The organism is Nonomuraea sp. B1E8 (assembly GCF_039871515.1).
Classification (GTDB): domain Bacteria; phylum Actinomycetota; class Actinomycetes; order Streptosporangiales; family Streptosporangiaceae; genus Nonomuraea.
Window position 1 is genome coordinate 292,949 of record NZ_JBDPLS010000012.1, and the last position, 24,106, is coordinate 317,054.

26 protein-coding genes are annotated in these 24,106 nt (G+C 71.1%); 10 read left to right on the plus strand and 16 right to left on the minus strand.

What is annotated here, in order from left to right; genetic code table 11:
• Window positions 1-54: 54 nt before the first annotated feature.
• The gene (locus tag ABGA98_RS34320) at window positions 55-1,260 is read right to left on the minus strand and encodes a site-2 protease family protein (RefSeq protein ID WP_347622583.1); all 1,206 of its coding nucleotides are present in this window, start codon (window positions 1,258-1,260) and stop codon (window positions 55-57) included.
• A gap of 141 nt (window positions 1,261-1,401) precedes the next feature.
• Between ABGA98_RS34320 and ABGA98_RS34325 the strand changes: the two genes are divergently transcribed.
• Window positions 1,402-2,406 carry a LacI family DNA-binding transcriptional regulator gene (locus ABGA98_RS34325; RefSeq protein ID WP_347622584.1) on the plus strand — a complete coding sequence of 335 codons (1,005 nt, stop codon included), beginning with the start codon at window positions 1,402-1,404 and terminating at the stop codon, window positions 2,404-2,406.
• A 7-nt stretch (window positions 2,407-2,413) separates the two neighbouring features.
• Here ABGA98_RS34325 and ABGA98_RS34330 read toward each other — a convergent pair whose 3' ends face one another.
• Complete coding sequence (locus tag ABGA98_RS34330) at window positions 2,414-2,743, minus strand: DUF3040 domain-containing protein (RefSeq protein WP_347622585.1); 330 nt, start codon at window positions 2,741-2,743, stop codon at window positions 2,414-2,416.
• A gap of 308 nt (window positions 2,744-3,051) precedes the next feature.
• Between ABGA98_RS34330 and ABGA98_RS34335 the strand changes: the two genes are divergently transcribed.
• Complete coding sequence (locus ABGA98_RS34335) at window positions 3,052-3,537, plus strand: MarR family transcriptional regulator (protein WP_347622586.1); 486 nt, start codon at window positions 3,052-3,054, stop codon at window positions 3,535-3,537.
• A 129-nt stretch (window positions 3,538-3,666) separates the two neighbouring features.
• Here the strand turns inward: ABGA98_RS34335 and ABGA98_RS34340 are convergent, their stop codons facing one another.
• From ABGA98_RS34340 to ABGA98_RS34355, 4 genes are read right to left on the minus strand one after another with little or no spacing between them, the layout of a single operon-like run.
• Window positions 3,667-4,638 carry a glycine betaine ABC transporter substrate-binding protein gene (locus tag ABGA98_RS34340; protein WP_347622587.1) on the minus strand — a complete coding sequence of 324 codons (972 nt, stop codon included), beginning with the start codon at window positions 4,636-4,638 and terminating at the stop codon, window positions 3,667-3,669.
• 46 nt (window positions 4,639-4,684) lie between these two features.
• A complete protein-coding gene (locus ABGA98_RS34345) occupies window positions 4,685-5,452 on the minus strand; it encodes an ABC transporter permease (RefSeq protein WP_347622588.1) in 768 nt (255 codons plus the stop codon).
• Window positions 5,442-6,437: an ATP-binding cassette domain-containing protein gene (locus tag ABGA98_RS34350; RefSeq protein WP_347622589.1), complete on the minus strand. Its 996-nt coding sequence runs from the start codon at window positions 6,435-6,437 to the stop codon at window positions 5,442-5,444. Before ABGA98_RS34350 ends, ABGA98_RS34345 begins: the two co-directional genes overlap by 11 nt.
• Entirely contained in the window at window positions 6,424-7,077 is a 654-nt protein-coding gene (locus ABGA98_RS34355) for an ABC transporter permease (protein ID WP_347622590.1), read from the minus strand. The genes ABGA98_RS34350 and ABGA98_RS34355 overlap by 14 nt, the downstream gene beginning before the upstream one ends.
• 124 nt (window positions 7,078-7,201) lie before the next feature.
• Here ABGA98_RS34355 and ABGA98_RS34360 point away from each other — a divergent pair, with 124 nt between their 5' ends.
• On the plus strand, window positions 7,202-8,020 hold the full coding sequence (locus ABGA98_RS34360) for an IclR family transcriptional regulator (RefSeq protein WP_347622591.1): 819 nt from the start codon (window positions 7,202-7,204) through the stop codon (window positions 8,018-8,020).
• Between the two features lie 16 nt (window positions 8,021-8,036).
• Here the strand turns inward: ABGA98_RS34360 and ABGA98_RS34365 are convergent, their stop codons facing one another.
• The gene (locus ABGA98_RS34365) at window positions 8,037-8,738 is read right to left on the minus strand and encodes a DUF4142 domain-containing protein (protein ID WP_347622592.1); all 702 of its coding nucleotides are present in this window, start codon (window positions 8,736-8,738) and stop codon (window positions 8,037-8,039) included.
• A 219-nt stretch (window positions 8,739-8,957) separates the two neighbouring features.
• Between ABGA98_RS34365 and ABGA98_RS34370 the strand changes: the two genes are divergently transcribed.
• From ABGA98_RS34370 to ABGA98_RS34380, 3 genes are all read left to right on the plus strand, one after another.
• On the plus strand, window positions 8,958-9,335 hold the full coding sequence (locus tag ABGA98_RS34370; protein WP_347622593.1) for a hypothetical protein: 378 nt from the start codon (window positions 8,958-8,960) through the stop codon (window positions 9,333-9,335).
• Between the two features lie 47 nt (window positions 9,336-9,382).
• A complete protein-coding gene (locus ABGA98_RS34375; protein WP_347622594.1) occupies window positions 9,383-9,886 on the plus strand; it encodes a hypothetical protein in 504 nt (167 codons plus the stop codon).
• Window positions 9,887-9,967: 81 nt separating this feature from the next.
• The gene (locus ABGA98_RS34380) at window positions 9,968-11,467 is read left to right on the plus strand and encodes a hypothetical protein (protein ID WP_347622595.1); all 1,500 of its coding nucleotides are present in this window, start codon (window positions 9,968-9,970) and stop codon (window positions 11,465-11,467) included.
• A 25-nt stretch (window positions 11,468-11,492) separates the two neighbouring features.
• Here the strand turns inward: ABGA98_RS34380 and ABGA98_RS34385 are convergent, their stop codons facing one another.
• The 3 genes from ABGA98_RS34385 to ABGA98_RS34395 form a co-directional block, all read right to left on the minus strand.
• Window positions 11,493-11,834 carry a TraR/DksA family transcriptional regulator gene (locus ABGA98_RS34385; protein ID WP_347622596.1) on the minus strand — a complete coding sequence of 114 codons (342 nt, stop codon included), beginning with the start codon at window positions 11,832-11,834 and terminating at the stop codon, window positions 11,493-11,495.
• Window positions 11,827-12,144 (minus strand): hypothetical protein, encoded by a 318-nt coding sequence (locus ABGA98_RS34390; RefSeq protein WP_347622597.1) that lies wholly within the window; start codon window positions 12,142-12,144, stop codon window positions 11,827-11,829. Before ABGA98_RS34390 ends, ABGA98_RS34385 begins: the two co-directional genes overlap by 8 nt.
• Before the next feature lie 128 nt (window positions 12,145-12,272).
• Window positions 12,273-12,647 (minus strand): hypothetical protein, encoded by a 375-nt coding sequence (locus tag ABGA98_RS34395; RefSeq protein WP_347622598.1) that lies wholly within the window; start codon window positions 12,645-12,647, stop codon window positions 12,273-12,275.
• A 236-nt stretch (window positions 12,648-12,883) separates the two neighbouring features.
• Here ABGA98_RS34395 and fdhA point away from each other — a divergent pair, with 236 nt between their 5' ends.
• Both fdhA and ABGA98_RS34405 read left to right on the plus strand, forming a co-directional pair.
• Window positions 12,884-14,107 carry a formaldehyde dehydrogenase, glutathione-independent gene (gene fdhA / locus ABGA98_RS34400; RefSeq protein ID WP_347622599.1) on the plus strand — a complete coding sequence of 408 codons (1,224 nt, stop codon included), beginning with the start codon at window positions 12,884-12,886 and terminating at the stop codon, window positions 14,105-14,107.
• Between the two features lie 432 nt (window positions 14,108-14,539).
• Window positions 14,540-15,166: a hypothetical protein gene (locus tag ABGA98_RS34405; protein WP_347622600.1), complete on the plus strand. Its 627-nt coding sequence runs from the start codon at window positions 14,540-14,542 to the stop codon at window positions 15,164-15,166.
• 123 nt (window positions 15,167-15,289) lie between these two features.
• Here ABGA98_RS34405 and ABGA98_RS34410 read toward each other — a convergent pair whose 3' ends face one another.
• Window positions 15,290-15,439 carry a hypothetical protein gene (locus tag ABGA98_RS34410; RefSeq protein ID WP_347622601.1) on the minus strand — a complete coding sequence of 50 codons (150 nt, stop codon included), beginning with the start codon at window positions 15,437-15,439 and terminating at the stop codon, window positions 15,290-15,292.
• Between the two features lie 149 nt (window positions 15,440-15,588).
• Between ABGA98_RS34410 and ABGA98_RS34415 the strand changes: the two genes are divergently transcribed.
• Window positions 15,589-17,178, plus strand: coding sequence for an ABC-F family ATP-binding cassette domain-containing protein (locus ABGA98_RS34415; protein WP_347622602.1), 1,590 nt, complete (start codon window positions 15,589-15,591; stop codon window positions 17,176-17,178).
• 137 nt (window positions 17,179-17,315) lie between these two features.
• Here ABGA98_RS34415 and ABGA98_RS34420 read toward each other — a convergent pair whose 3' ends face one another.
• From ABGA98_RS34420 to ABGA98_RS34430, 3 genes are all read right to left on the minus strand, one after another.
• A complete protein-coding gene (locus ABGA98_RS34420) occupies window positions 17,316-17,711 on the minus strand; it encodes an STAS domain-containing protein (protein WP_347622603.1) in 396 nt (131 codons plus the stop codon).
• Between the two features lie 289 nt (window positions 17,712-18,000).
• Window positions 18,001-19,020 carry a hypothetical protein gene (locus ABGA98_RS34425; protein ID WP_347622604.1) on the minus strand — a complete coding sequence of 340 codons (1,020 nt, stop codon included), beginning with the start codon at window positions 19,018-19,020 and terminating at the stop codon, window positions 18,001-18,003.
• An 80-nt stretch (window positions 19,021-19,100) separates the two neighbouring features.
• Window positions 19,101-20,693, minus strand: coding sequence for a peptide chain release factor 3 (locus ABGA98_RS34430; protein WP_347622605.1), 1,593 nt, complete (start codon window positions 20,691-20,693; stop codon window positions 19,101-19,103).
• A 111-nt stretch (window positions 20,694-20,804) separates the two neighbouring features.
• On the opposite strand from ABGA98_RS34430, the gene ABGA98_RS34435 reads away from it, so the two are divergent.
• Window positions 20,805-22,310 (plus strand): alkaline phosphatase D family protein, encoded by a 1,506-nt coding sequence (locus ABGA98_RS34435; RefSeq protein WP_347622606.1) that lies wholly within the window; start codon window positions 20,805-20,807, stop codon window positions 22,308-22,310.
• Between the two features lie 154 nt (window positions 22,311-22,464).
• Here the strand turns inward: ABGA98_RS34435 and ABGA98_RS34440 are convergent, their stop codons facing one another.
• Both ABGA98_RS34440 and ABGA98_RS34445 read right to left on the minus strand, forming a co-directional pair.
• Window positions 22,465-22,791 (minus strand): hypothetical protein, encoded by a 327-nt coding sequence (locus tag ABGA98_RS34440; protein WP_347622607.1) that lies wholly within the window; start codon window positions 22,789-22,791, stop codon window positions 22,465-22,467.
• A gap of 39 nt (window positions 22,792-22,830) precedes the next feature.
• Window positions 22,831-23,955 (minus strand): hypothetical protein, encoded by a 1,125-nt coding sequence (locus tag ABGA98_RS34445; RefSeq protein ID WP_347622608.1) that lies wholly within the window; start codon window positions 23,953-23,955, stop codon window positions 22,831-22,833.
• Between the last annotated feature and the right edge of the window lie 151 nt (window positions 23,956-24,106).

Here is a 24,106-nt window from a genome sequence, read left to right on the forward strand (position 1 = left end):
CCTTTTCCCCGACACCAGGAAGGGCACGGTTCGCCGGCTGACCGCGGCGGCGGGTCAGCGGCCGGAGGGGTCCAGGGGCCGGTCCGGACGGTGCGTCGTCAGGTCGGCGCCCCGGGGGCCGTGGTACGGGTCGCCCGCGTGCAGCCCGGCGGTCTGGATCACGCGGCTGATGTCGCTGGGCGTGAGCAGCCCGATCAGCCGCCCGTCCGGGTCGAGCACCACGGCGCGGCCGTCGGCGCAGCCGTTCATCCTGGTCAGCAGGTCGGTCAGCGCCTCTTCCCGCCGGGCGGCGGGCACCTGGTCGGGAGGGCAGGCGATGTCGCGCAGCCGCGTCACCGCCCGCGCGTCCGGCGGCACCCGGCGGATGCGGTTGAGCGTGACCAGCCCGAGGAAGCGCATGTCGTGCTCCACCAGCGGATAGGTCGACAGCCGCTCGCGCATGACGACCCGGTCGACGAGTTCGGCCACGGTCTCGTCCGGATGGGCGACGACCAGCCGGTCCGACATGACGTCCCCGATCCTGATGCCGTGCAGCGTGGAGCCGAGCTGCGCCTGCTGTTCCTCGGCGCTGGCGGCGTTGACGAGGAACAGGCCGATCAGGGCCAGCCAGAGCCCCTGGAACCCGCTGCCGGTGACGATCTCCAGGAAGCCCAGAACGATGAGGACGAAGCCGAAGCCCCGGCCCGCGCGGGCGGCGGTCACCGCCGCCCTGGTGCGGTCGCCCCACCGCCACCACAGGGCGGCACGCAGCACGCGCCCTCCGTCCAGCGGCGCGGCCGGGATCAGGTTGAACACGGCCAGGATCACGTTGACCGCGGCGAGGTAGACGAACATCCCGGACAGCAGCGGCGCCCCGCCGGCGGCGGCGACCAGGAGCGCGATGGCGCCGAAGCCCACGCCGCACACGAGGCTGGTGAGCGGGCCCACCGCCGCGATCTTCAGGTCGGCGCCCGGCGATCGCGGCTCGCCGCGCAGCTCCGCCACCCCTCCGAGCAGCCACAGCGTGATGTGCGCCACGTCGATGCCATGGCGCTTGGCCACCAGCGCGTGGGAGAGCTCGTGGGCCAGCAACGAGGCCAGGAACAACACCGCCGTGGCCAGCCCGGCCAGCCAGTACGCCACGGGAGACGAGCCGGGGAAGACCGCAGGGAACCGGCCGAAGGCGAGCCCGACGAGCAGGATCACCACGATGACCAGCACGCTGGCGTTGAGCCCGACCGGAATCCCCCCGATCCGGCCGAGACTGATGGATGAGCGCATCCGCCCTCCCCACAGTACGAGTGTCCGCTCCACGTACCCACAAAAGGCACGCCCACGCAGTGACGGGGGCCGGCGCAGCGTTCGGGAACAACCGTGCGAAGAAGCGGTAGGATCAGCGGTGACCACCGGACACGAGGAACGATGTCGAGCATCAAAGAGGTCGCCCGGCTCGCCGGGGTCTCCGTCGGCACCGTGAGCAACGTGCTCAACCGGCCCGAGATGGTGGCCCCCGAGACGCGGTTGCGGGTGCAGGCGGCGATCGCCAGGCTCGGCTACGTCCGTAACGGCTCCGCCCGGCAGTTACGGGCCGGTCGCAGCCGGACCCTCGGCGTCGTCGCACTCGACCTGGCCAACCCGTTCTTCATCGACGTGCTGCGGGGCGTGGAGACCGCGGCGCAACCCCTCGACGTCAACGTCATGGTCTTCAACAGCAACAAGGACGCAGCCCGCGAGGCGGGGCTGCTGGAGACGTTCGAGGAGCAGCGACCGCTGGGCGTTCTGATCACGCCGGTCAACGACAGCGGCGAGGAGGAACGGCTGAGCCGGCTCGTCTCCCGCGGCATCCCGGTGGTGCGCTTCGACAGCTCCGCCCCGCACAGCCACGGTTGTGCCGTCGCCGTGGACGACGTGCTCGGCGGGCGGCTGGCCGGGCTGCACCTGCGCGAGCGGGGGCATCACCGCATCGCCTTCGCCGGCGGGCCGTTCACCGTCCGCCAGGTCCGCGAGCGGCACCACGGTCTGGCGGGCGTGCTGGGCCCGGCCGACGCGCTGACCGTCATCCCGCTGCCCGACCTCACGGTGGCCACCGGGCGCACGGCCGGCGCGGAGATCGCCGAGTTGCCTCCCGGCGAACGCCCCACCGCGCTCTTCTGCGCCAACGACCTGGTCGCGATCGGGGCGTTGCAGGAGATGACCCAGCGGGGCCTGCGGGTGCCGGCCGACGTGGCGATCCTCGGCTATGACGACATCGACTTCGCCGCCGCGGCTGCCGTGCCGCTGTCGTCGATCCGGCAGCCGCGCGAGCAACTGGGCCACACGGCCGCGCTGATGTTGCTGGAGGAGGCCAACCAGCCGGCCGGCCACGAACATCGCCAGGTCGTCTACCAGCCCGACCTGGTCGAACGCGCCTCCACCGCCGCTCCCTAGCGCGGCATCAGCTCATCTGGTCGTTGAGCTCGGTGGCGCCGGGGCCGGGGAAGGGGCCGTTGAAGGGGATCGCGGTCGGGGACGGCCGTAGCGTGCCCGACCAGTCCTGGTAGGACAGCAGGATGGCCACCGCCAGCACGAGGACGACGCTGGTGGCCGCGGCCAGCGCCCACAACACGACCGCGGGGGTGCTCAGGGCGTCGAGCCCGCGGGGCGGATCGGGCTCGACGCCCTTGCCCCGCGGCCCCGCCAGGAGCTTGTCGAGCACGGGATCCTCGTGCGCCAGCCGCTCTTCGATCTCCGCGAGCGCTCGCCGCTCGTCTCTGGACATTGCCATGTTCTCAGGCCGTCTCCAGGGCGTGACGGGAACGGTGGCCGGTCCGGAGAGGGGGCACATGCACCTGAGGGACTCCCAACGTGGCTCTCCACATTCTTGCAGTATGCAACATTAGCGAGTCCGCTGTCACGGCGGGCGGAGTTCCGGGATCGTCTCCCCGGGCGTGGCGCGGGGGTGCCTCCTGGTCGTCGAGGCCGGCCCGCGATCATGCGACCTGCGGATGCACGGGACCGGCAGCCGGGTCACCCCGCCGATCCACGGCCCCGACCGTGTAGAACAGTTCTATGCCAGAGCGTCAATCCGCCCAGATGAACGGTGAGGATCAGGCCGCTGTCATCTCGGCGGTCCTGGCGGGCTCGCGGCTGCTCGTCGCGATCGCGGCGCGTTCGCTCGGCGCCGTCGCCGACCGGGTGACGGTGCCGCAGTTCCGGATGCTCGTGGTGCTCTCAGGACACGGCGAGACCAAACTCGTCACCATGGCGGAGCTGCTCGCCGTCAACTCCTCCACCGCCATGCGGATGGCCGACCGGCTCGCCGCCGCGGGACTGGTGGTCCGGGAGGTCAACCCGATGAACCGGCGGGAAAGCCTGATGCGCCTGACCGATGAGGGCAGGCGCATCGTGGACCAGGTGACAGCCCGCCGCCGGGACGAGATCGCGGCGATCGTCTCGCGCATGTCGCCGGCGGAGCGCCAGGCGCTGGTCTCGGCGATGACGGCCTTCAACGAGGCGGGCGGCGAGCCGGCGCCGACCCTGAGGGCCGGCAGCCACCCGCTCGGCTGGCCCGACGCCTGAGCGGGCCCGCCACGTGGCCACCCGGCCCGGCTGGCCTCCCACCTGGGCGGGGACCGGGGACGTGAGCCACCGGGGTCCGGCGGCCCGCCACCTGATGGACCCCAGGTGGCGGACCGCGCGATCAGGGGGTCAGGACGCGCTGCCGAGGAAACCCTGCTTGTCCAGCCAGTCGGCGGCGACCTTGCCCGGCTCCATGCCCTCGACGTCGACCTGCGCGTTGAGCTGCTGCATGGTCGCGTCGTCCAGCTTGGCGATCACGGGCTGGAGCACCTTCTCGATCGCCGGGTTCTTCTGGTAGGTCTCCTCCCGCAGGGTCATGGCCGCGTTGTAGATCGGGAAGAACTTCTTGTCGTCCTCCAGCACGGTGAGACCGAGGGCGGCGATGCGGCCGTCGGTGGTGAACACCTCGCCGAAGTTGCAGGTCTCGCCCTTGTCGGTCTCGGTGTAGACGACGCCGGTGTCGAGCAGGGAGATGTTGTCCTTGGGGATGGTCATGTCGTACGCCTTGCTCAGGCCGGGCAGCCCGTCGTCACGGGTCGAGAACTCCGTCTCGATGCAGATCGTGACTTCCTTGGGGTTGGTCTTGGCCAGCTCGGCCACGTCGGAGACCGTCTTGACGCCCAGCTCCGTGGCCTTCTCGGAGCGGATGGCCAGGGCGTAGGTGTTGTTCAGCGGGGTGGGACCGATCCAGTGGATCTTGTTCTTCTGGAGGTCGGCCTCCGCGGTGGCCTTGAACTGCTCGGCGGAGTTCTGGATCGGCTTGGTGTTCTTCAGGAACTCGATCCAGCCCGTGCCGGAGTAGTCCCAGTACATGTCGATCTCTTTGGACTCCAGGGCCTTGCGGTTGGGCACCGTACCGCCGAGGTTGGTCTTGTCGACGACCTCGGCCCCGTGCGCCTTCAGCAGGTGCACGGCGATCTTGCCGAGCACGATGTTCTCGGTGAAGTCCTTGGAACCGACGATGTACTTGGTCCCCTTGAGCTCGTCGCCCGCGCTGCCGGCCTCGACGGCGTCGGAGGAACCGCAGGCACTCAGGGTCGTGATCGAGAGGGCGGCGGCTGCGAGCAGGGTGAACGTCCGTCGAAGCGGGCGGGAGAACATTGAAGCACCTTCTTGCTATGTGATCGGATGGTTACCGAAAGCGTGGTCACATGCCGCGTGGCTTGAGCAGGTCCTCGGCGAGCCCGCCGAGCCAGTCGATGAAGAAGGCGATGCACGCGGTGAGCACGCCTCCGACGATGGTCACGGGCATGCGGTTGAGCTTGAGGCCGTTGACGATCAGCTCGCCGAAGCCGCCGGCCGCGACGAAGGCGCCGAGCGTGGCGACGCCCACGGTCAGCACGAGCGCGGTGCGCAGGCCGGCCAGGATGGCGGGCACGGCCAGCTTGAGCTCGACCCGGCGCAGGATCTGGCCCCTGGTCATGCCCATGCCGCGGGCGGCCTCGATGAGCGCCGGGTCGACCTGCTGGACCCCGACCATGGTGTTGCGCAGGACGGGCAGCACGGCGTAGGCCACGAGGCCGACCAGCGCGGTCTGGAAGCCGACGCCCATGAGGAACGTGGCCAGCACGAGCAGGCCGATGGACGGGACCGCCTGGCCCAGGTTGCCCACGGTGAGGATGATCGGGGTGATCAGCCGGTTCCTGGACCGCGAGGCGGCGATGCCCAGCGGGATCGCGATGATCACCACGAGCGTGGTGGCGGCCACGGTCATCTGGATGTGCTCGACGGCCTTGGCCAGGATCACCGCCCGGTTGAGGCTGCGCTGCTCGATCGAGTCGAGTTCCAGCGTCCCGACCCAGGCGTACAGGGCGACCAGGACGGCGCAGATGGCGACGGGCGTGAACAGGTGGCGCGCGCCGAACGTACGGCCGAGCTTCCGGGACCGCCCGACGGCCAGGGTCTCAGCGGTCACTGGACACCACGTCTTCCTGCTCGCCGGACCGGGTGCCCACGGCCTCGCACAGGGCGGAGTAGGTGAGCACCCCGGCCGGTGTGGCGCAGCAGTCGGCCCCATGGGCGATCATGGTGTCCAGCGCCTCGCGGAGGCTGGCGTCGGCGGACACCCGCGGCAGGCCCGGGCCGGCCGGCGCGTCCGTGGCGGGCACCTCCGACACGCGCATCAGCGCGAGCCGCTTGAGCGTGGCGTCCTGCCCGATGAAGCTCGCGACGTAGTCGTCGGCGGGGTCGGCGAGGATGGCGGCCGGCGTGTCGTACTGCGCGATGTGCGAGCCCTCGCGCAGCACGGCGATGCGGTCGCCCAGCTTGATGGCCTCCTCGAAGTCGTGCGTGACGAAGATGATCGTCTTGCGCAGCTGCTTCTGCAGTTTGACGAACTCGTTCTGCAGGTGCTCGCGCGTGATGGGGTCGGTGGCGCCGAACGGCTCGTCCATGAGCATCACGGGCGGGTCGGCGGCCAGCGCCCTGGCCACGCCCACGCGCTGCTGCTGGCCTCCGGAGAGCTGGCGGGGGTAGCGGTCGCGGAAGGCCGACGGTTCCAGGTTCACCAGCGACAGCAGCTCGTCGACGCGGGCGGAGATCCGGTCGGCCGTCCAGCCGAGCAGGCCGGGGACCAGCCCGATGTTCTGCGCGATGGTCTGGTGGGGGAACAGGCCCACCTGCTGGATGGCGTACCCGATGTGGCGGCGCAGCTGGTCGGGGTCGAGGCTCAGCACGTCCTGCCCGCCGATGCGGATCTCGCCGGACGTCGGTTCGACCAGGCGGTTGATCATCTTCATGGTGGTCGTCTTGCCGCAGCCCGACGGACCGACGAAGACGACCAGCTCGCCGGCCGGGATGTCGAGGGTGACGTTGTCGACCGCTGGGGCAGGCTGGCCCGGATAGTGCTTGGTCAGCGAGCGCAGCTCGATGCGCACGCCTTCGGTGTCACGGTCGAACACGAAGCCCCCTCGGGGTGGTGATGTAGCGAACGGCGAAGAAGAACAGGTCGAACAGGATGGCGATGACCACGATCCCCAGCGTTCCCGCGAGGGTCGCGTTGAGCGAGTTCACCGAGCCGAGCCGGGACAGGCCCTCGAAGATCTGCGTGCCGAGGCCGGGGCCGTCGACGACGGCGGCGATGGCGGCGATCCCGATCAGCATCTGCGCCGAGATGCGCACGCCGGTCAGGATCAGCGGCCAGGCCAGCGGAAGCTGGACCCGCAGCAGCAGCCGGGTGCGGCTCAGGCCCATCCCGCGGCCCGCCTCGACGGTGGCCGCGTCGAGGCCGCGCATCCCGGTGACGGTGTTGCGGATGATCGGCAGGAACGCGTAGGCGGTCAGCGAGACCAGCGTGGATCCCCAGCCCAGTCCGACGATGGGGATGAGGAGGGTGAGCAGCGCGAGCGACGGGACCGTCAGGATCCCGGCGGAGATCGCCACTGAGGCGCTCCGCACCTTCGGGGCGTCGTAGGCGAGGAGCCCGATGCCGACGCCCGCCACGGTGGCGATCGCGATGGCGATCCCCACGACGAGGGCGTGCTCGGCTGCGGCCAGCGAGAGGGTGTCCCAGCGCGAGACCACGTACTCGCTGAAATTCATGGGGGTACCGGCTTCCTTTACGCTTGCATGGGTTCGCAAACGTATGCGATTAGTTGCGGTGAGCGCAAAACTAGGTGCAACTAGCGCAACAGTAGTGCAATGGTTCTGTTATGAACGGATAGGGATGACGGACAAGCCGATGGTGCCCTCGGCAGGTCTACGCCGCGACATGGAGATCCTCGAAGTTCTCGCAGGTCACGGGGATGACCGTGATGCTGACGGGTTCGGTGTCAGCTGGATCGCGCAGCGACTGGGCCGGGAGAAGAGCCAGGTGTCCAGAGCGCTGCGGGCGCTCGAACTCGAAGGCATGGTCGAGCGCGACCCGATCACCCGGCGCTACCGCCTCGGGTGGCGGCTGTTCGCGCTGGCCGCACGCACCCAGCACGCCAGGCTGGTCCAGGTCGCCGCCCCCTACCTGCGAGGGCTGGCCACCGCCTTCGACGAGGACGCCTACCTGTGCGTGTTGCGCGGCAACCTGGTGCTGACGCTGATGTCGGTGCCGTCGTCGCGCGTCTACCACCGGGTCTGGGAGGGCATCTCCGTGCCGCTGCTCATGGCCGCCGCGGGCCGCTCCCTGGTCGCCGACTGGGACGACCAGCGGATACGCGAGCTGCTGCGCGCCACCACCCTGCCCTCCGGGCTCGACTCGGCGGTCAGCGGCACGGAGGAGTGGCTGGCCGACCTGGCCCACGTGCGGTCGTGCGGTTACGCCGTGACGGACGTCGAGCTGGAGGACAGCAAGGCCGGGGTGTCGGCGCCCGTACGCGATCATCGAGGGCTGATCACGGCGGCGATCAGCGTGTCGGTGACCCGGACGCACGCGGTGGTCCGGCTGCACGAGATCGGCGCCGCCGTCGGTGAGGCGGCGCGCCAGCTGTCCATCTCGCTGGGCCTGGCGCCGGACGGCCGCCCGGTCATGTCGCCTACGGAGGGGTCGCCGTGACAGGGGCTTCCCGGCGTCAGGCGCTCGGGGTCGGGAAGCTCTCCGGTGTGGTGAGTCCGGTGCTCTCGAGCAGGCGCTGGTGGTTGAGCACGGCCGCGTTGCACTGCTCGGAGAACGTCCTGACCAGGGTGTTCTGCGTGCTGCCGCGGACCGTGCCGATGAGGCCGAAGATCTGGCCGTGGGCCAGGCGCAGCCACTTCACGTACGTGGTGTCGTAGTCGATCCCCGTGCGCCCGGAAATGTCGGACATCCAGCTCTGCTGGTCGTCGGTGGGCCTGACGGGCAACTCCACGTTCAGCTTGGCCGCGAGGTCGCGCGCCGCCTCGTCGAGCTCGTGGTGCTGCGACGCGATCTCGGAGCTGATCTTGCGGACCTTGGCCGTGCTCGCCTTCTGGACGGCCTCCTGGGCGATCACCATCTCCCACAGGGTGGCGAGCCGGACCTTCTTGATCAGCGAGCGGTCCGTCTCCGACAGCGGCCCCCACTTGGTGAGCCACGTGCCCGAATCATCCTCCTGATCCGCCTTGGGGGTCTCCGCGGCGTCCTGCGTCTCCTCGGGGAACGCCGTGTCCGTCGGCAGCGGGGCGGTGGTCTGCGCGGCGGCGACATCCGGCAGGCCGACGTTCTGGGCGGGGAACGACGGGGCGCACGCGCCGAGCGGGACCATCGCGGCCAGGCCGCAGACGACGATAACCGGACGGCTGCGTCGGAGTCGCATGTGCCGTCATCCCCTCTGGGTTCCAGGGCTCGGCCCTGCATGGGCTGTGCCGGGTCACTACGGGATACGCGGCGTCCGCGAGAAGCGTTCAGGCGCCGGACCGGAAAGGGGCGAGGCGCGGAGCCGGAATGTGGCGACAGTCCGTTGCGCGAAGCAACGGACTGCTAGGGTGGGCTCGCACAACACGCTCCCCCCACCTGGACGGATGCCATGAACCCGATGGAACCAGGCGCCTACGGGGCTCATCCTGACTTCGACATCGGGTTCGACCGCCACGGCCGCATCGCGCTCCTGCACCTGAAGGGCCGCCTCGCCGGGGTCGCATCGCTCGTCCTCCAGCAATACCTCGTCAAGGTGCTGGTCGCCCGGATCCCGCCGCTGTTCATCGTGAACGTCGAGGGCCTCACCGAGACCGACGACGCGGGGCGCGAGACGTTGCGCTCGGCCGACCGGCACGCACGGGCGTCGGGCGGGCGCATGATCGTCGCGGGTGGCGGCGGGGCGCTGCGCCTGGAGCTGGGCGCCCTCGACCTGGTGGAGTCCGTCGACGACGCGTTCGCGGAGCTCACCCGCTCCGGCGCCGGCGACCTGCTGTAGTGAGCGCCCGGGTGCGCCGCGGGAAGGTGTGAGGCATCCTGTCAAGGATGATGTCCGGCAACAGCCCCCGCACCACGCTCGTACGACGTATGCGCAACCTGGCGGTGCTCGAACCGGTGAACGTCGTGCTTTTCGGCGTGGTGGCGTTCGTGCTCCTGCCCGCGCCGCTGGACACGGTCAACGTGACGGGGTTCGTCCTGGTGACCGTGCATCTCCTGATCGGCGGCGCCTACTGGGCGATCAAGGTGAGGCAACTGCGCGCGCGGCTCCGGAGGCCGCCGCTGATCGGCGCTTTCGGGTGGTTGCGCCGGTTGTGCGAGGCCGGCCTGGTCGTCGGGTTCGTCATCGTCGCGGTGTCCGTGGCGCGCGGGACGACAGGGTTCGGGTCGATGCCGGGGTTGCTGTTCTATCTGCTGGCGGTGGCCGAGTACGTGAACTATTTCCACTGGCAGCTCAGCCATCAGACCGCCGAGGACATCAAGCGGCTGCTGCGGACGCGGCGGTTGCACCGCTCGCATCTGTACCTCGACATGCGCGCCCATCGAGGGTGAGCGTCACCGGCGGGCATACGTTCGGAAAAGTCCTGCCGTCACGACCGTCCCGCACCCGCGTCGCGCGCTATGAACATGCCGGTGAGTTCATCGTTGCGTTCACGGCTGCGCGCCGACCCGTGGCGCGTGCTGCTCGTTCTGGTGGCCGCCTCCTACGGGATCTCCCAACTGCTCCTGGTCGGCCCGGGAATGGGGCTGGGCTGGGACGAGGTCGTCTACGTCAGCCAGGTCGACCCGCGTGTGCCCGCGGCTGAGTTCATCGCGCCGCGCGCCCGCGGCATCACCCTGATCGTCGCCCCCGTCGTGCTGGTCACGTCGTCGACGGAGGCGCTGCGAATCTACCTCTGCGTGCTGTCGGCGCTGGCGCTGGCCGTGTCGTTCGGCACCTGGCTGCGGGTGCGCCCAGGACCGGTCGTGCCGATGGCGGCCCTGCTGTTCGCGTCCTTGTGGTTGTCGCTGTTCTACGGCAACGAGGCCATGCCGAACCTGTGGGTGGCGTTCTCGGCGGTCGCGGCGACCGGGTGGTGCGTGCGCTGCCTGCGCCAGGACGGCGGGCTCGGCCCGCCACTGGGGCTGGCGGCGAGTGTGGCCGCGGTGGGGCTGCTGCGCCCGCCGGACAGCGTCTGGCTCGCCCTTCCGCTGGCTGTGGCGCTGCTGGTCACGCCGGGCCGGCGGCGGGTCAAGGCCGTGATCGCGCTCGGAGCGGGCCTGGCCGCCGGCTGGGCCGACTGGATCGTGGAGGCGTACGTGCGGTTCGGCGGGCTCGCCGCACGCTGGCAGGCCGCCGGCGCGGCGAACGAGACGGGCCTGCACGTCTCCCTGTACGAGCACGCTCGGGCACTCAACGGGCCGCTGCTGTGCCGGCCGCCCGCCCACTGCGGGCCCGTCGTACTGCCCTGGCTGTTGTGGTGGAGCATGATCCCGGTTCTCGTCCTGCTCGGCCTGTACGCGGCGCGGCGCTCGGCCCTCCTGGCCGAGTGCGCGCTGCCCGCGGTCACCGGGCTGGCGCTGGTCGTGCCGTACGTCTTCTTCGTCGGCTACGCGGCGCCCCGGTTCCTGCTGCCCGCGTACGCGCTGCTGGCCTTGCCCATCGCGTACGGTGCGGTCTGGGCACTGGAGAGATCGCGGCGGGCCGGGTTCGGCCTCGTCGCCACCGGCCTGCTCGCCCAGTTCACGCTGCAGGGGCTCACGCTCGACAAGGTCGTGGCCCTCCGGGTGACCAAGCGGCAGGCCGACGTCGAGGTGGCCGGCGCCCTGCGGGCCGCCGGTGTACGCGGCCCGTGCCTGGTGTACGGCGAGCACGCGGTGATCATCGCCTACCGGCTGGGCTGCGACGGGCACACCGTCCTGGACTGGCCGCGTGGCGACGAGACGCCGTCCGCCGTGCGTGACGCCCAGGACGCGGGCAAGCGGGTGGTGGCCGTCGACAAGGGCCGGCCGGTTCCCGCGCCGTTCCTCCTGGAATGGGAGAAGGGGCGGCTGCCCGGGGCCCGGCCGGGCGCGTGGTACGCGTACGTCCCGCGCGCCGAACCGTACGGCCGGCCGGCGCCCCGATGGTCGCACCGGGAAGAGCGGGGCTGACCCCGCTCTTCCCGGCCCGGCGCCGTCAGGCGGCTTCGTGCCGACGCTGGCAGCCGATGCAGTAGCGGGCCAGCGGCCGGATCTTGAGCCGCTCGAACGGGATGCCCGCCTCGCAGTGCGAGCAGCGCCCGTAGGTGCCCTCGGACAGCCGTTCCAGGGCCTGGCCGAGTTCGGCGATGGCACGGTCGGCGGCGGCGATGTTGACGAGCAGTTCCTGCCACGTGTCGTCGGCACCACTGCCCTCGCGCGCGGCCACCTGCAGGCCGGTCAGCTGGTTGCTGCGCCGGGCCAGTTGCTCCTGGAGCTCCTGACGCAGCGTCTCGGCCTGCACGCTGCTGAGGTGGGTCGTTCCGTTGGTGTCAGTCACGCTGATGTCCTCTCTGGAGCGCGCACCGGTCGCAGATGCTCCGGTACGGCCTCCGCAGGAGCTGTTCGTAGGCGATGAAAGTCCCGCAGCACCGGCACGTGCCGTAGGTGCCCCGGTCCATGCGGTCGAGCGCGGCCTCGATCTCGGACGTGCGCGGATCGGCCGTGACATCAGCCGTGGCGTCCGCCGGCCGGGGGCGGGACAGGGTGGCCGTGAGCTGGTCCTGCAGCAGCTCACGGAGTTCCTCCAGCCGCGCCAGGTGCCGCTCGTAGTGCTGCAGGTGCGTGTGGACTGATCTGACGTCGGCCATGTCGATGTTCGGCTCCTTGCTTGCGGGAAACGGCACACCTCGGGGGTGGCCGAAGGGGGCGCTCGCGGGCGGGCCCGGGCACGCGTGACGGGGCCTGGCGCCGCGCGAGCGGCAGGAGAAGAGGAGCGCTAGATCAGCGGCGGGCTGCGCGACCCTGCGGTGCGGTGCGCGAGTTGCTGGGGATCGCGGATCCCGCCCGGGTCGAGCCCGGGCGCGGGCGACATCGCGAGCCGGCCGGCCTCGTGGTGGCGTTCACCGCGCAGGGGCGGCCACAACGGCAGCACCTGCCGCTCGCCGGTCGCCGTCTGCGGCGGCATGCTCGACAGTTGCGCGTCCCACGCCTCCGGTGTCCACGTCTGCGTGGCGCCGAAGCCGGGCTGGTACGCACGGCCGCCGCCGTGCCAGTTGTAGGTGGATCCGACCAGCAACAGGGACAGCAGGACCAGGCCCATCACGCTGGTGAACGCGATGGGCCCTCGTGGTGTTCTCCACGGTCCCGTCATAAGGCCGACCATAGCCCAGACGGTGGGAAAAGGCATGCGTGCCGGCTCGGCGAAACCGGCGGTCCGCTCGCGCCGCCGGGGCCGGGCCTGTCCGGCTCAAGGGTGACTCCCACCGTGACGGGTAGAATCGGGCATTGAGGTATGAATTTCGCATATCGCGGCACGGCCGCGGCGGCTGGAGGTGATGCCCTCTCTCCGAGAAGACCGTCACTCCACTGCGCGAGGGAAGGAACGTCATGCCTGGCAACAAAGCCGTCGTCTACGAAGGTCCAGGCAAGGTCGAGGTACACGAGACCGACTACCCCGAGTTCGAGCTCAAGGACGGTCCGGGGGTGAACCAGGCCAACGTGGGGCGCAAGCTGCCGCACGCCGCGATACTGAAAACCGTCGCGACCAACATCTGCGGCAGCGACCAGCACATGGTCCGCGGCCGCACCACGGCTCCGGCGGGCCTCGTGCTGGGCCACGAGATCACCGGCGAGGTCGTGGAGACCGGGCCGGACGTCGAGTTCATCAAGACCGGCGACCTCGTGTCCGTGCCGTTCAACATCTCCTGCGGGCGCTGCCGCAACTGCAAGGAGCGCAAGACAGGCGTCTGCGAGAACGTCAACCCCGACCGTCCCGGGTCAGCGTACGGCTACGTCGACATGGGCGGCTGGGTCGGAGGACAGGCGGAGTACGCGCTGGTTCCCTACGCGGACTGGAACCTGCTCAAGTTCCCGGACAAGGACCGGGCCATGGCCAAGATCCTCGACCTGGCCATGCTCGCGGACATCTTCCCGACCGGCTTCCACGGTTGCGTGAGCGCGGGCGTGGGCCCGGGATCCACCGTCTACATCGCCGGCGCCGGGCCGGTGGGGCTGGCCGCCGCCGCGTCGGCGTTCCTGCTCGGCGCCGCCGTGGTGTTCGTCGGCGACCTGAACAAGGAGCGCCTGGACCAGGCGCGCAGCTTCGGCTGCGAGACCATCGACGTGTCCGCCGGCGAGCCCAAGGACCAGATCGAGCAGATCCTCGGCGTGCCGGAGGTCGACTGCGCAGTCGACGCCGTGGGCTTCGAGGCCCGCGGCCATGGGCGCGAGTCGGGGGAGGAGCATCCGGCCACGGTGCTCAACACGCTCATGGACGTCACGCGGGCGGGCGGTGCGCTGGGCATCCCCGGCCTGTACGTGACCGGAGACCCGGGTGCGGCCGACGAGGCCGCCAAGCACGGATCGTTGTCCATCAAGATCGGTCTGGGCTGGGCCAAGTCGCACGGCTTCGTCACCGGCCAGTGCCCGGTCATGAGGTACAACCGGGAGCTGATGATGGCGATCCTGCACGACCGGGTGCAGATCGCGAAGGCGGTCAACGCCACGCCCATCTCGCTGGACCAGGCGCCGCAGGGTTACCACGAGTTCGACGAGGGCGCCGCGCGCAAGTACGTGCTCGACCCGCACAACATGTTGTCCACGGCGGCCTAGCGCCGCCGCGGGCCGCGAGCGGAGCGTCCGATCCGCTCGCGGCCCTTTCTTGTTTCCGCGCCATCGCAGTCATCAAGCGTTATCGGAATTACTGGGGCTATCTCGTCGCGCCTAACGTATAGAGGAGAATGTCCGCTATTTCGTGTCATGTCGACTTGTCTTCGGTAGGGGTGCATGGAGTACCCGTATCGAGCTGATGAGTCGATATTGGCTTTTTTTCACTGGTTCTTTCCCGGTGCTGGGACTTCGGGCCCGGCGTGGCGTTGTGGAGCAGGTCGAGGCAACTGTAAGCATCGTACCGATCTCGTTGGCTTGCCCGGCCGACAGTCGCGGCCGCGGGTCGCATTCCGAAAGGAACGGTACATGTTCACGCTTATTCCCCGAACAACATCCATGTCCGCCCGGTCCAAAGTGGGACATTCACTGCGGCGTATGACGAAATCGACCGTACATGGCACCTTGACCATGGCCCTGGTCGTCACCATGGCTCCGGCGGCGCTCGCTAAGGACGACGACGACCGCCTCCGCAAGTTCCGTCACCACGACCACCACGGTCGTTGCAGCCCGCACACGTTCTTCAGGGTCAAGCGCCTCTCGCCGCGCAACTTCTTCGTGCCCCGCACCCGCTTCATCGACGGCCCCGGCGGCTCGATGACGGTGTCCGTCACGCGCGAGCACGAGGTGCTCGCCTTCCTCGAGACCGAGCGGGAGAGGACGCTCCAGCTCACTTCCACGCGTACTCCCGAGGACACCTCGCGCTTCAACGTCAGCGAGGTGGTCAGAGGCCTGCGCAAGATGGGGCTGCCCCATCTTGAGGAGCGGCACATGGTCTTCACCGGGCACGAGTACACCCGGGAGATCACCAAGGGCAAGTACGGCAACATGTGGTACCGCGTCTTCGGCTACCGCGTCGGCTGGTCGGCCTGGCGGGTGCTCGGAACGTGCCGCCACGTCGAGGTCGGCACCGGCATCGCGAACGTCCCCTCCAGGGTGGAGGGCTGGCGTTACTGGGAGACCAAGCATCCGAAGTTCAAGAACCGCCTGCTGTCCTGGAAGTGACGAGGCCGAGCCCGTGACCCCGAACGCGGCACCGGGACCTCGGCACGGTGGGCCGGGGACTCGATGCCGGGTTCGCGGAGGTGGCGGGCTGCCTCGCCGCCCTGGAGCCGTGGCCGCCGTGGGTCAGCTCACCCGCGGGTCGGCCCGGAACGTGAGCGCCGCCGCGGTGCCGTCGACCAGCCGCACGTCGCCTTCGTACGTGAAGTCCGACCCGGTGTGGTCGCTGAGGTAGAACACGTCACCGCCGGCCGAGCCCTGCTTGCCGGCCGCCACGTCGGTGATGCCAGCCGCCGCGGTAATGGAGAGGAAGGATCGCGAAGCGGCCGGTACACTGGCCGCATGTCTACGCCCCGGATCTCTTAGCCAGGACACCCGCTTCCGCGTCACCCGTGTGTCCTTGAGCTTATCCGGAGCGTCAACCAATGATCACCTTCCGTGGTGTCGACGTGCGCGTCGGCGCCCGCCTTCTGCTGTCGGGTGTCACCGCCCACGTCGCCCCCGGCGACCGCGTCGGCCTGGTCGGCCGCAACGGCGCCGGTAAGACCACCCTCATGAAGATCCTCGCCGGTCAGGCGCAGCCCGCGGCCGGCGCCGTCACCCGCTCGGGCCCCGTCGTCCACCTCCCGCAGGACCCCGCCGCTGCCGATCCGGACACCTCCGTCCTCGGCCGCATCCTCTCGGTCCGCGGGCTCGACCAGGCCGTACGCGCCCTGCGGTCGGCCGAGAGCGCCCTCGCGGAAGCCGCGGACGAACGGACGATGGCCCGCTACGCCCGTGCGGAGGCCGAGTTCCAGGCCCGCGGCGGCTACGCGGCGGAGGCCGAGGCCGCCAGGGTCGCCGCCGGGCTCGGCCTGCCCGACCGGGCTCTCGCCCAGCCGGTCGGCACCCTGTCCGGCGGGCAGCGCCGCCGGGTCGAGCTGGCCCGCGCGCTCTTCGCCGAGCAGGGCGTCCTGCTGCTCGACGAGCCGACCAACCACCTGGACGGCGACTCCATCGCCTGGCTGCGCTCCTTCCTGACCGGCTACCCGGGCGGCCTGGTCATGATCAGCCACGACACCGGGCTGCTGGCCGACGTGGCCAACCGGATCTGGCACGTGGACGGTGACCGGGCCGCGCTCGACGTGCACAACACCGGCTGGCACACCTACCTGGCCGACCGCGAGGCCGACGACCGGCGCAGGGCCCGGCTGCGGGCCGCCGCCGAGCGCAAGGCCGCCGCGCTGCACGCACAGGCCGGGCGCATGCGCGCCAGGTCGGCCACCGCCGTGCGCGCCAGGGACATGGCCCGCCGCGCCGACCGCATGCTCGCCCGGACGCAGTCCGTACGGCGTGACGAGAAGGTGGCGCGCATCCGGCTGCCCGAGCCCGCGCCCTGCGGCCGGATGCCGCTCGGCGCGATCAGCCTGACCAAGTCCTACGGCACGGTGCAGGTGTTGCCGGGGATCGACCTGGCCGTCGACCGGGGGAGCAGGCTCGTGGTGCTGGGGCTCAACGGCGCCGGCAAGACCACGCTGCTGAAGCTGCTGGCCGGGCACGAACGTCCCAGCGCCGGCCGGGTCGTGCCCGGCCACGGGCTCCGGCTCGGCTACTTCGCCCAGGAGCACGACACCCTGGATCCGGCGCACACCGTCGGCCAGCATCTGGCCGGCGTCGCCCCGCACCTGACCGGCGGCGAGGCCAGGACGGTGCTCGGGTCGTTCCTGTTCGGCGGCGACGACGTCGACAAACCGGTCGGAGTGCTGTCGGGCGGGGAGAAGACCCGGCTGGCGCTGGCCGGGCTGGTCAGCTCGCGGGCCAACGTGCTGCTGCTCGACGAGCCGACCAACAACCTCGACCCGGCGTCCAAGGCGGAGGTGCTGGCGGCGGTCGGGGCGTACCGGGGGGCCGTGGTGATGGTCACGCACGACCCCGAGGCCGTCGAGGCGCTGCGGCCCGACCGGGTGCTGCTCCTGCCCGACGGGGCCGAGGACCTGTGGAACTCCGGGTACGCCGACCTGATCGCGCTCCGGTAGGCCGCGGCCGTCCAGGCGCGCCACGAAAAGACCAGCGATGCTCGCGCACGACGTGGAGCTCGCGTGAGCGAGGACACCTCCGGGATGCACCGCCGCGGGGGTGTCCCTTCACCGGCGGACGGTGAGGGGCGCCCCCGTCAGTTCCATGCCGCCGTGCCGGCGCTGTGGACCCGGGTCAGCGTGGCCAGGAGACCGCCGGGCGGATCGCAGAACTGGAAACGTTTGTCCAGCCCGGTCACCTTGAGCAGCCGGGCCAGGCGGGACTGGACCCCGCTCAGCACGAGGCGGCCGCCCGCGGCCTCGGCGGTGTTGGCGGCCGAGATCAGCGCGCCCAGCCCCGAGGAGTCGCAGAAGCCCACCTCGCGCAGGTCGGCGATGATGAAGGGCGGCGTGCGGCGTGACATCGCCTGCAGCAGGCCGCGGCGGAACTCGGCCGCCGAGGTCATGTCGAGGTCGCCCGTCACCGTCAGGACGGCGGCTCCATCGCGCTGGGTGACGACGCAGGTGAACCCGGTCCGGTCTTCGCTCCCCATGCCGCTCCTCCGCTCCCAGCATCCGCGCCGTCCCCGCCCGGGACGTGCGGCGATCGGGGTCGCCTCCATGATTGCACAGTGCAACGGAGCCGGGAAGTCATGGACATGGCGCCATGATCCGCGTACAACCCTCCGTAAGCCCCAGAAGGGGCAGACTCCCAGGTGACGGGCGCTGTCCATCAGCCTGCCGGGCGTCTTCCTGGTCATGGTCTCGACCTTGCTGATGCTCGCGATCGAACTTCCGGGGGAACCCGTGATCGTCGGCTGAGCCGCGGCGGGCGCCACCGGATCACTCCGGGGACGAAGACAGGGGACGCAACGGCGGACCCCAGCGGTCGGCGATGCGGTTGGCCACGACGTAGATGAGGTTGACCGTCACGATCGCCGGGGCGATCACCCCCACGAAGCCGGCGAACTCCCGCTCGAACGCCACGGCCAGGATCACCGCCGTGATCCCGTTCTGCTGCGCCAGCCCGAGGTGCACACGGTCGGTGACGGGCAGCCCGTGGGTGAGCACCAGCGCCGCGAGCATCTGCGCGGCGAACGCGGCGAGGCCCAGCAGGATGCCCTTCATCAGGCTCGCCCCGCCCACCAGCAGCAGCCCCATCAGGAACGCGGAGAGCGCGAACGCCGCGGTCACCGCTCGCGCCAGCCATCGCGAGTCGGGCATCCGCAGGTAGAGGCCGGCGGTGGCCACGCCCAGCATGAGGGAGCTCCAGGCCGCGGAGACGACCGCGGTGGCCGCCGCCAGGTAGCTCAGCAGCGGCGGCGCCTTCCTGATCAGCCGCCAGACACCGTACGCCGCGGCGGCGAACAGCGCGTTGAGCCCCAGGTCGGCCAGGTAGGAGAGGGTGAGCCCGCCCTCGGCGGGCCTGGTGAGCGACACGGCGTAGAACGCGAGGATCACCGTGACGGGGTCGTCGAACGAGGACCACGCCCCGAGAATGGTCTTGGCCCGTGACGATAACCGGTTGTCGGCCATCACCGCGGCGACCGACAGCGGGTCGATCTGGGCCACGGCGATCGCGAGGATCATCGCCCGCGGATCGCCGGTGACGAGATACATCACGCCGGCGATGAAGGCCGCCTTCAGCAGCACGCCGACGGTCACCGCGAGCAGGATCAGCTTCCCGTGCTGGCGGGCCTCGGTGCGGTCGATGCCGTGAGTGCTGCCGTACAGCCCCACCGCCAGCAGCAGGCTGCTCAGCAGCAGGTAGGCGCCCGAATGCTCCAGGCCCGTGACGTCGCCGAGATCGGCCGCCGCCCAGCCGAGCCCGACGAGGAGCAGCAGGAACGCGATCTTGACCAACGTCTCACTCCCCTTGCGGGCCGGGCTCTCCGAAAGGGTTCATATCACTGCGCCGGGCGCGACACCAGACGGGCGGGGAATCACCCCGGCTCCTGGCTGGTGTCGGCGATCAGCGGCTCCAGGACGATCCCGGGACTTTCGCGCATGATGGAGCGCATCCGCCACTGGTCGGTGAACAGCGCCAGCAGCGCCTGGTCGCGGCCGCGCTGCAGCACCTCGGCGCCCCGCCGGCCGGCCAGCAGCGGCACGGAGGCGGCCTCGGTGCGCCGGGCCAGGGTGTAGTCGAGCCGGTCGAGGCTGATCTGCGCGCCGAACTCGGCGGACAGGCGGTGCTGCACCACCTCGAACTGCATCGGCCCGACCGCCGCCAGCACCGGCGCCTGGTCGCCGCGCAGGTCGGAGCGGAGCACCTGGATGACGCCCTCGGCGTCGAGCTGGTCGATGCCGCGCCGGAACTGCTTGGCCTTGCTGGAGTCGCGGGCGCGGGCGACGGCGAAGTGCTCGGGCGCGAAGCTGGGGATCGGCGGGAAGGTCACCGCGGACCCGTCGTAGAGGGTGTCGCCGGGACGCAGAGCGGTCGCGTTGACCAGGCCGACCACGTCGCCGGGGTACGCCTCGTCCAGCGTGGTGCGCTCCTGGCCGAACACGCTCTGCGCGTATTTGGTGGCGAACGGCCGCCCGGTGGCGGCGTGGGTGAGCACCATGCCCCGCTCGAACCGGCCCGAGCAGACGCGTACGAACGCGATCCGGTCACGGTGCGCCCGGTCCATGTTGGCCTGCACCTTGAACACCAGCCCGGAGAACGGCGCGTCCAGCGGGCGCACGGTCCCGGCGACGTCGGTCCGGCCGGCGGGCGGGGGAGCCAGCTCGACCATGGCGTCCAGCAGCCGGGCCACCCCGAAGTTGGGCAGAGCCGCGCCGAACAGCACCGGGGTGGACTCGTGGGCCTCGAACGACTTCTGGTCGTGGTCGGCGCCGATGGCCGACAGCAGCGAGACCTCCTCGCCCGCCTGCTCCCAGTCATGCCCCAGCTCGGCGCGGGCGCGCTCGGCGGTCAGCACGTCCTCCTGGGCCCTGGTGGCCCCGCCGGGAGTGCGGGTGTAGCGGACGGCGCACCCGGTGGCCCGGTCGATCACGCCGTGGAAGTGTCCGGCGGCGCCGAGGGGCCAGGTGATGGGGGTGGGCCGCAGGCCGGTGCGCTCCTCGATCTCGTCGAGCAGTTCCAGGGCGTCGCGGCCGGGACGGTCCCACTTGTTGACGAAGGTGATGACCGGGATGCGGCGATGGCGGCACACCTGGAACAGCTTCATGGTCTGCGGCTCCATGCCCTTGGCCGCGTCGATCAGCATCACCGCGCAGTCGACGGCGGCCAGCACCCGGTAGGTGTCCTCGGAGAAGTCGGCGTGACCCGGGGTGTCCACCAGGTTGAACACGTGGCCCCGGTAGTCGAAGCGGAGCGCCGCGGAGGTGATCGAGATGCCGCGAGAACGTTCCAGCTCCATCCAGTCGGAGGTGACGCCGCGCCGGCCGGCCTTGCCGTGCACCGCCCCCGCCGCGGTGATGGCGGAGGCGTGCAGCGCCAGCGCCTCGGTCATCGTGGACTTGCCCGCGTCCGGATGGCTGATGACGGCGAACGTCCGGCGGCGGCGGCCTTCCTCCCTGATGTCGGTCATCGTCCTATCTTGCCGGGTGATCGCGCATGGCCGTGACGGGTGTCATGCGGGGCGGCGCCGGCTGGCGTGTCCGCGCACCGGTAACCCCCGCTTGTGGCGATCATTCTTCCTGTGCTGAACCGGAGGTCGTTTCTCGCGACGGGGCTGGCGTCGGGCCTGCCGTCCCTGGTGCCGTCCGCCGCTTTCGGCGAGCCGTTCACCTTGGGGGTGGCCTGCGGTGACCCCGAGCCCGGCGGGTTCGTGGCATGGACCCGCCTGGCCCCGCAACCGCTGGCCGAGGACGGGTTCGGCGGCATGCCCGCGGCGCCCGTCCCCGTGCACTGGCAGGTCAGCAGCGACCCCGGCGGCAGGAACGTGGTGCGCCACGGCGTGCAGGTGGCGTACCGCGCATGGGCGCACAGCGTGCACGCCGAGGTCACCGGCCTCCTGCCGGGACGGGAATACTGGTACCGGTTCAAGGCCGGCCCCTACGTCTCGCCGGCCGGGCGGGCGCTGACCGCTCCCGTGCCCGGCTCGATGCCCAGGTCGCTGCGCGTGGCCGTCTGCTCGTGCGCCAACTACCAGCACGGGCACTTCACCGCGTACGCCAGGATGGCGCGCGAGCGCCCCGACCTGATCGTGCACCTCGGCGACTACATCTACGAGCAGGGCAGCGACCACGTGGCGCTGCCCGGCGGCAACGTCCGCGCGCACGAGGGCCCCGAGGCCGTCACCCTGGCCCAGTACCGCCGCCGGCACGCGCTCTACAAGACCGACCCCGACCTCAGGGAGGCCCACGCCGCCGCCCCGTGGACGGCCATCCTGGACGACCACGAGGTGCTCAACAACTGGACCAACCTGATCCCGCCGCAGCGCCGCGAGGCGGCCTTCCGGGCCTACTACGAGCACATGCCCCTGCGCTCGCCCGCCCGTCCCGGCAGCACCGCCGTCCAGCTCTTCCGGCGGCTGCGCTGGGGCAGGCTCGCCACGCTGCACATGCTGGACACCCGCCAGTACCGCGACCCGCACCTGTGCGGCGCGGGCTACAGTTCGTGCCCGGCGCCGGCCGACCCCGCCCGTACGATGATCGGCCTGGACCAGGAGAACTGGCTGCTCAGGGGGTTCCGGCGCTCCCGTGCCCGGTGGGAGCTCGTCGGGCAGCAGGTCTTCTTCGGCCAGCGCGACCGCGACCCCGGCGAGGACCGGCTGGTCCGGCAGGACGCCTGGGACGGCTACACCGGCAGCCGGCAGCGGATCAGCGAGGGCTGGGTCACGGCCGGCGTGCGCAACGTCGTCGTGCTCACGGGCGACGTGCACGCGCACTGGGCGGGCGACCTCGTCCTCGACTACGACGATCCCGGCGCGCGTCCCGTCGGGGCCGAGCTCGCGGTCACCTCCATCGCCAGCGGCGGGGACGGCCGCGACGACGACCCGGCCACGGACCCGCTGCTGGCCGCCAACCCCCACCTGAAGTTCCACCTGCGGCGCAGGGGCTACCTCATGGTCGTGGTCACGCCCGGCGCGCTCACCGCCGACTTCATGACCGTTCCCTACGTCAGCACGCCGGGAGCCGCGGCGCTGACCGCGGCCACGTTCACGCTGTCCGACCTCGTCGACGGGCTGCGCCGCCAGGCGTGACGGGCTCTCCCCGCGGTCGGATACCACGCCGGCGAGGTCCTGCACCGTTCGAGCGCGGTCTTCCTGGAGCCGGGAGAGCGGAGCGCGCGGGGCTCCGGACCGGCCCGGGCGGGAGTTCGTGTTCTTCGCGCAGCGGCCCGAGGAGTGAGCCGGGTCACGGGTCATCCTCGTCCGCCGCCGCCGTCTCGTCGGCCACGACCTTGGCCGCTATCACGTAGTCGACGCGGACCGCGCGGTAGGTCTCTCCCTCGGAGACGTGTTCGGGCAGGCCGGTACGGCGGCTGCCGGACCCTGAGTCGTGGGCCGGTTCACCAGTGAAGGTGACCGCCACCGAGGGCGCCTCCTCGAACGCCACGCTGTCGGCGCGGACCGTCGCGGAGAAGACGATGTCCGCATCCGCGACAAGCCGCGCATCGGGCCGCCTGTCGGGACGCTTTTCCCGCGGTTCGCCGGCTCGCCTGTCGCGGCGCTTGTCACCCACATCCGTTCCGCCTCCTCCGGTCGTGCCGCCGTCCTGCCCTCACTTGCGGCCGCGGCTCTGAGCCAGGTCGCGTAGCCGGCGTACGCCTGCGCGCCGCGCGGCTCTCCCCAGCTCGCGCAGGGCGGGGCCGAGCGTGGTCGGTGCCGGTTTCCGCGGCTCTTCGTCCTGTGGTTCCTCGTCCTGCGGTTCCCGGGGCCTCGGCTCCTCGTCCCGCGGCGTGCGTGGCTGTTCGTCCTCGCCGGGCTGCTCGTCCGCGCCCTGGGGTTTCGCGGGTTCTGTGTCCGCTCGGGTGGTGCCTTTCGCGTTCTCGGCGGCCTGCTGAGCGGTGGCCGGGACTTCTCGCGCCGCGCCACCGGCAGTGCTCGCCGCCTGCTCCGCCGTGCCTCGCAGCGTGGCGCCCGTGCTTTCGGCGACGTCGCCGACGTCGCCGACGGTTCGCCCGGCGCCTGCCTCGACGTCGCCGGCCGCCTGTCCTGCGCCTGCTCCGACGTCGCCGGCCGCGCGGCCCGCACCCGCACCGACGTCGCCTACGGCCTGTCCGGCACCGGCGCCCACGTCGCCGACCGCCTGTCCGGCGCCCGCGCCCACCTCTCCCACGGCCTGTCCCGCGCCCGCGCCCACGTCGCCGACCGCGCGGCCCGCGCCTGCTCCGACGTCTCCTACGGCCTGTCCGGCGCCTGCTCCGACGTCGCTCACAGCGCGTCCGGCGCCCGCTCCGACGTCTCCCACGGCCTGTCCCGCGCCCGTGCCGACGTCGCGCACCGCCCGGCCCGCGCCGTAACCGACGTCGCGGACGGCGGCCCCCACTCCCCGGGTGATGTTCTCGATCAGCTGGGGATTGTTGTCGATCGTTTCCAGGACGTCCCTGATGATGAGGGCGACGTTGTCGAGCCGGACCTTGAGCAGCGCCTGCGCCTCGACCCCCAGAATCTCTAGGTTCACCCGGCCCAGGGCGACGTCCGCCCCTACGTGCAGATGCAGCAGGTCGAGGACGTCCGCGTCCAGGGACACGCGTGCCCGCAGGTCCTCGACCTCGAGCTTGATCTCGTCGACCTTGACGATCGGCACGTCGAGGTAGACGTCCGGGTCCACGGCGCCGCCTGACGAGTTGGCCTCGGGCGGTGCCGGGCGGCGTGCAGCCGACTCCGGCAGGTTATCGGACATGTCTTCCCCTCGGGTGGCTTGTCGCAGCCCTCTGGCTCACTGCCCGATGCACCGCAAAAGGGACATATATATGTATAAAACCGGGTAAAGCATGCTCAGCTGGGGATTTTGGTTTCTCCGATGACATAGGCGAACGCCCCAAGCCGTTCTG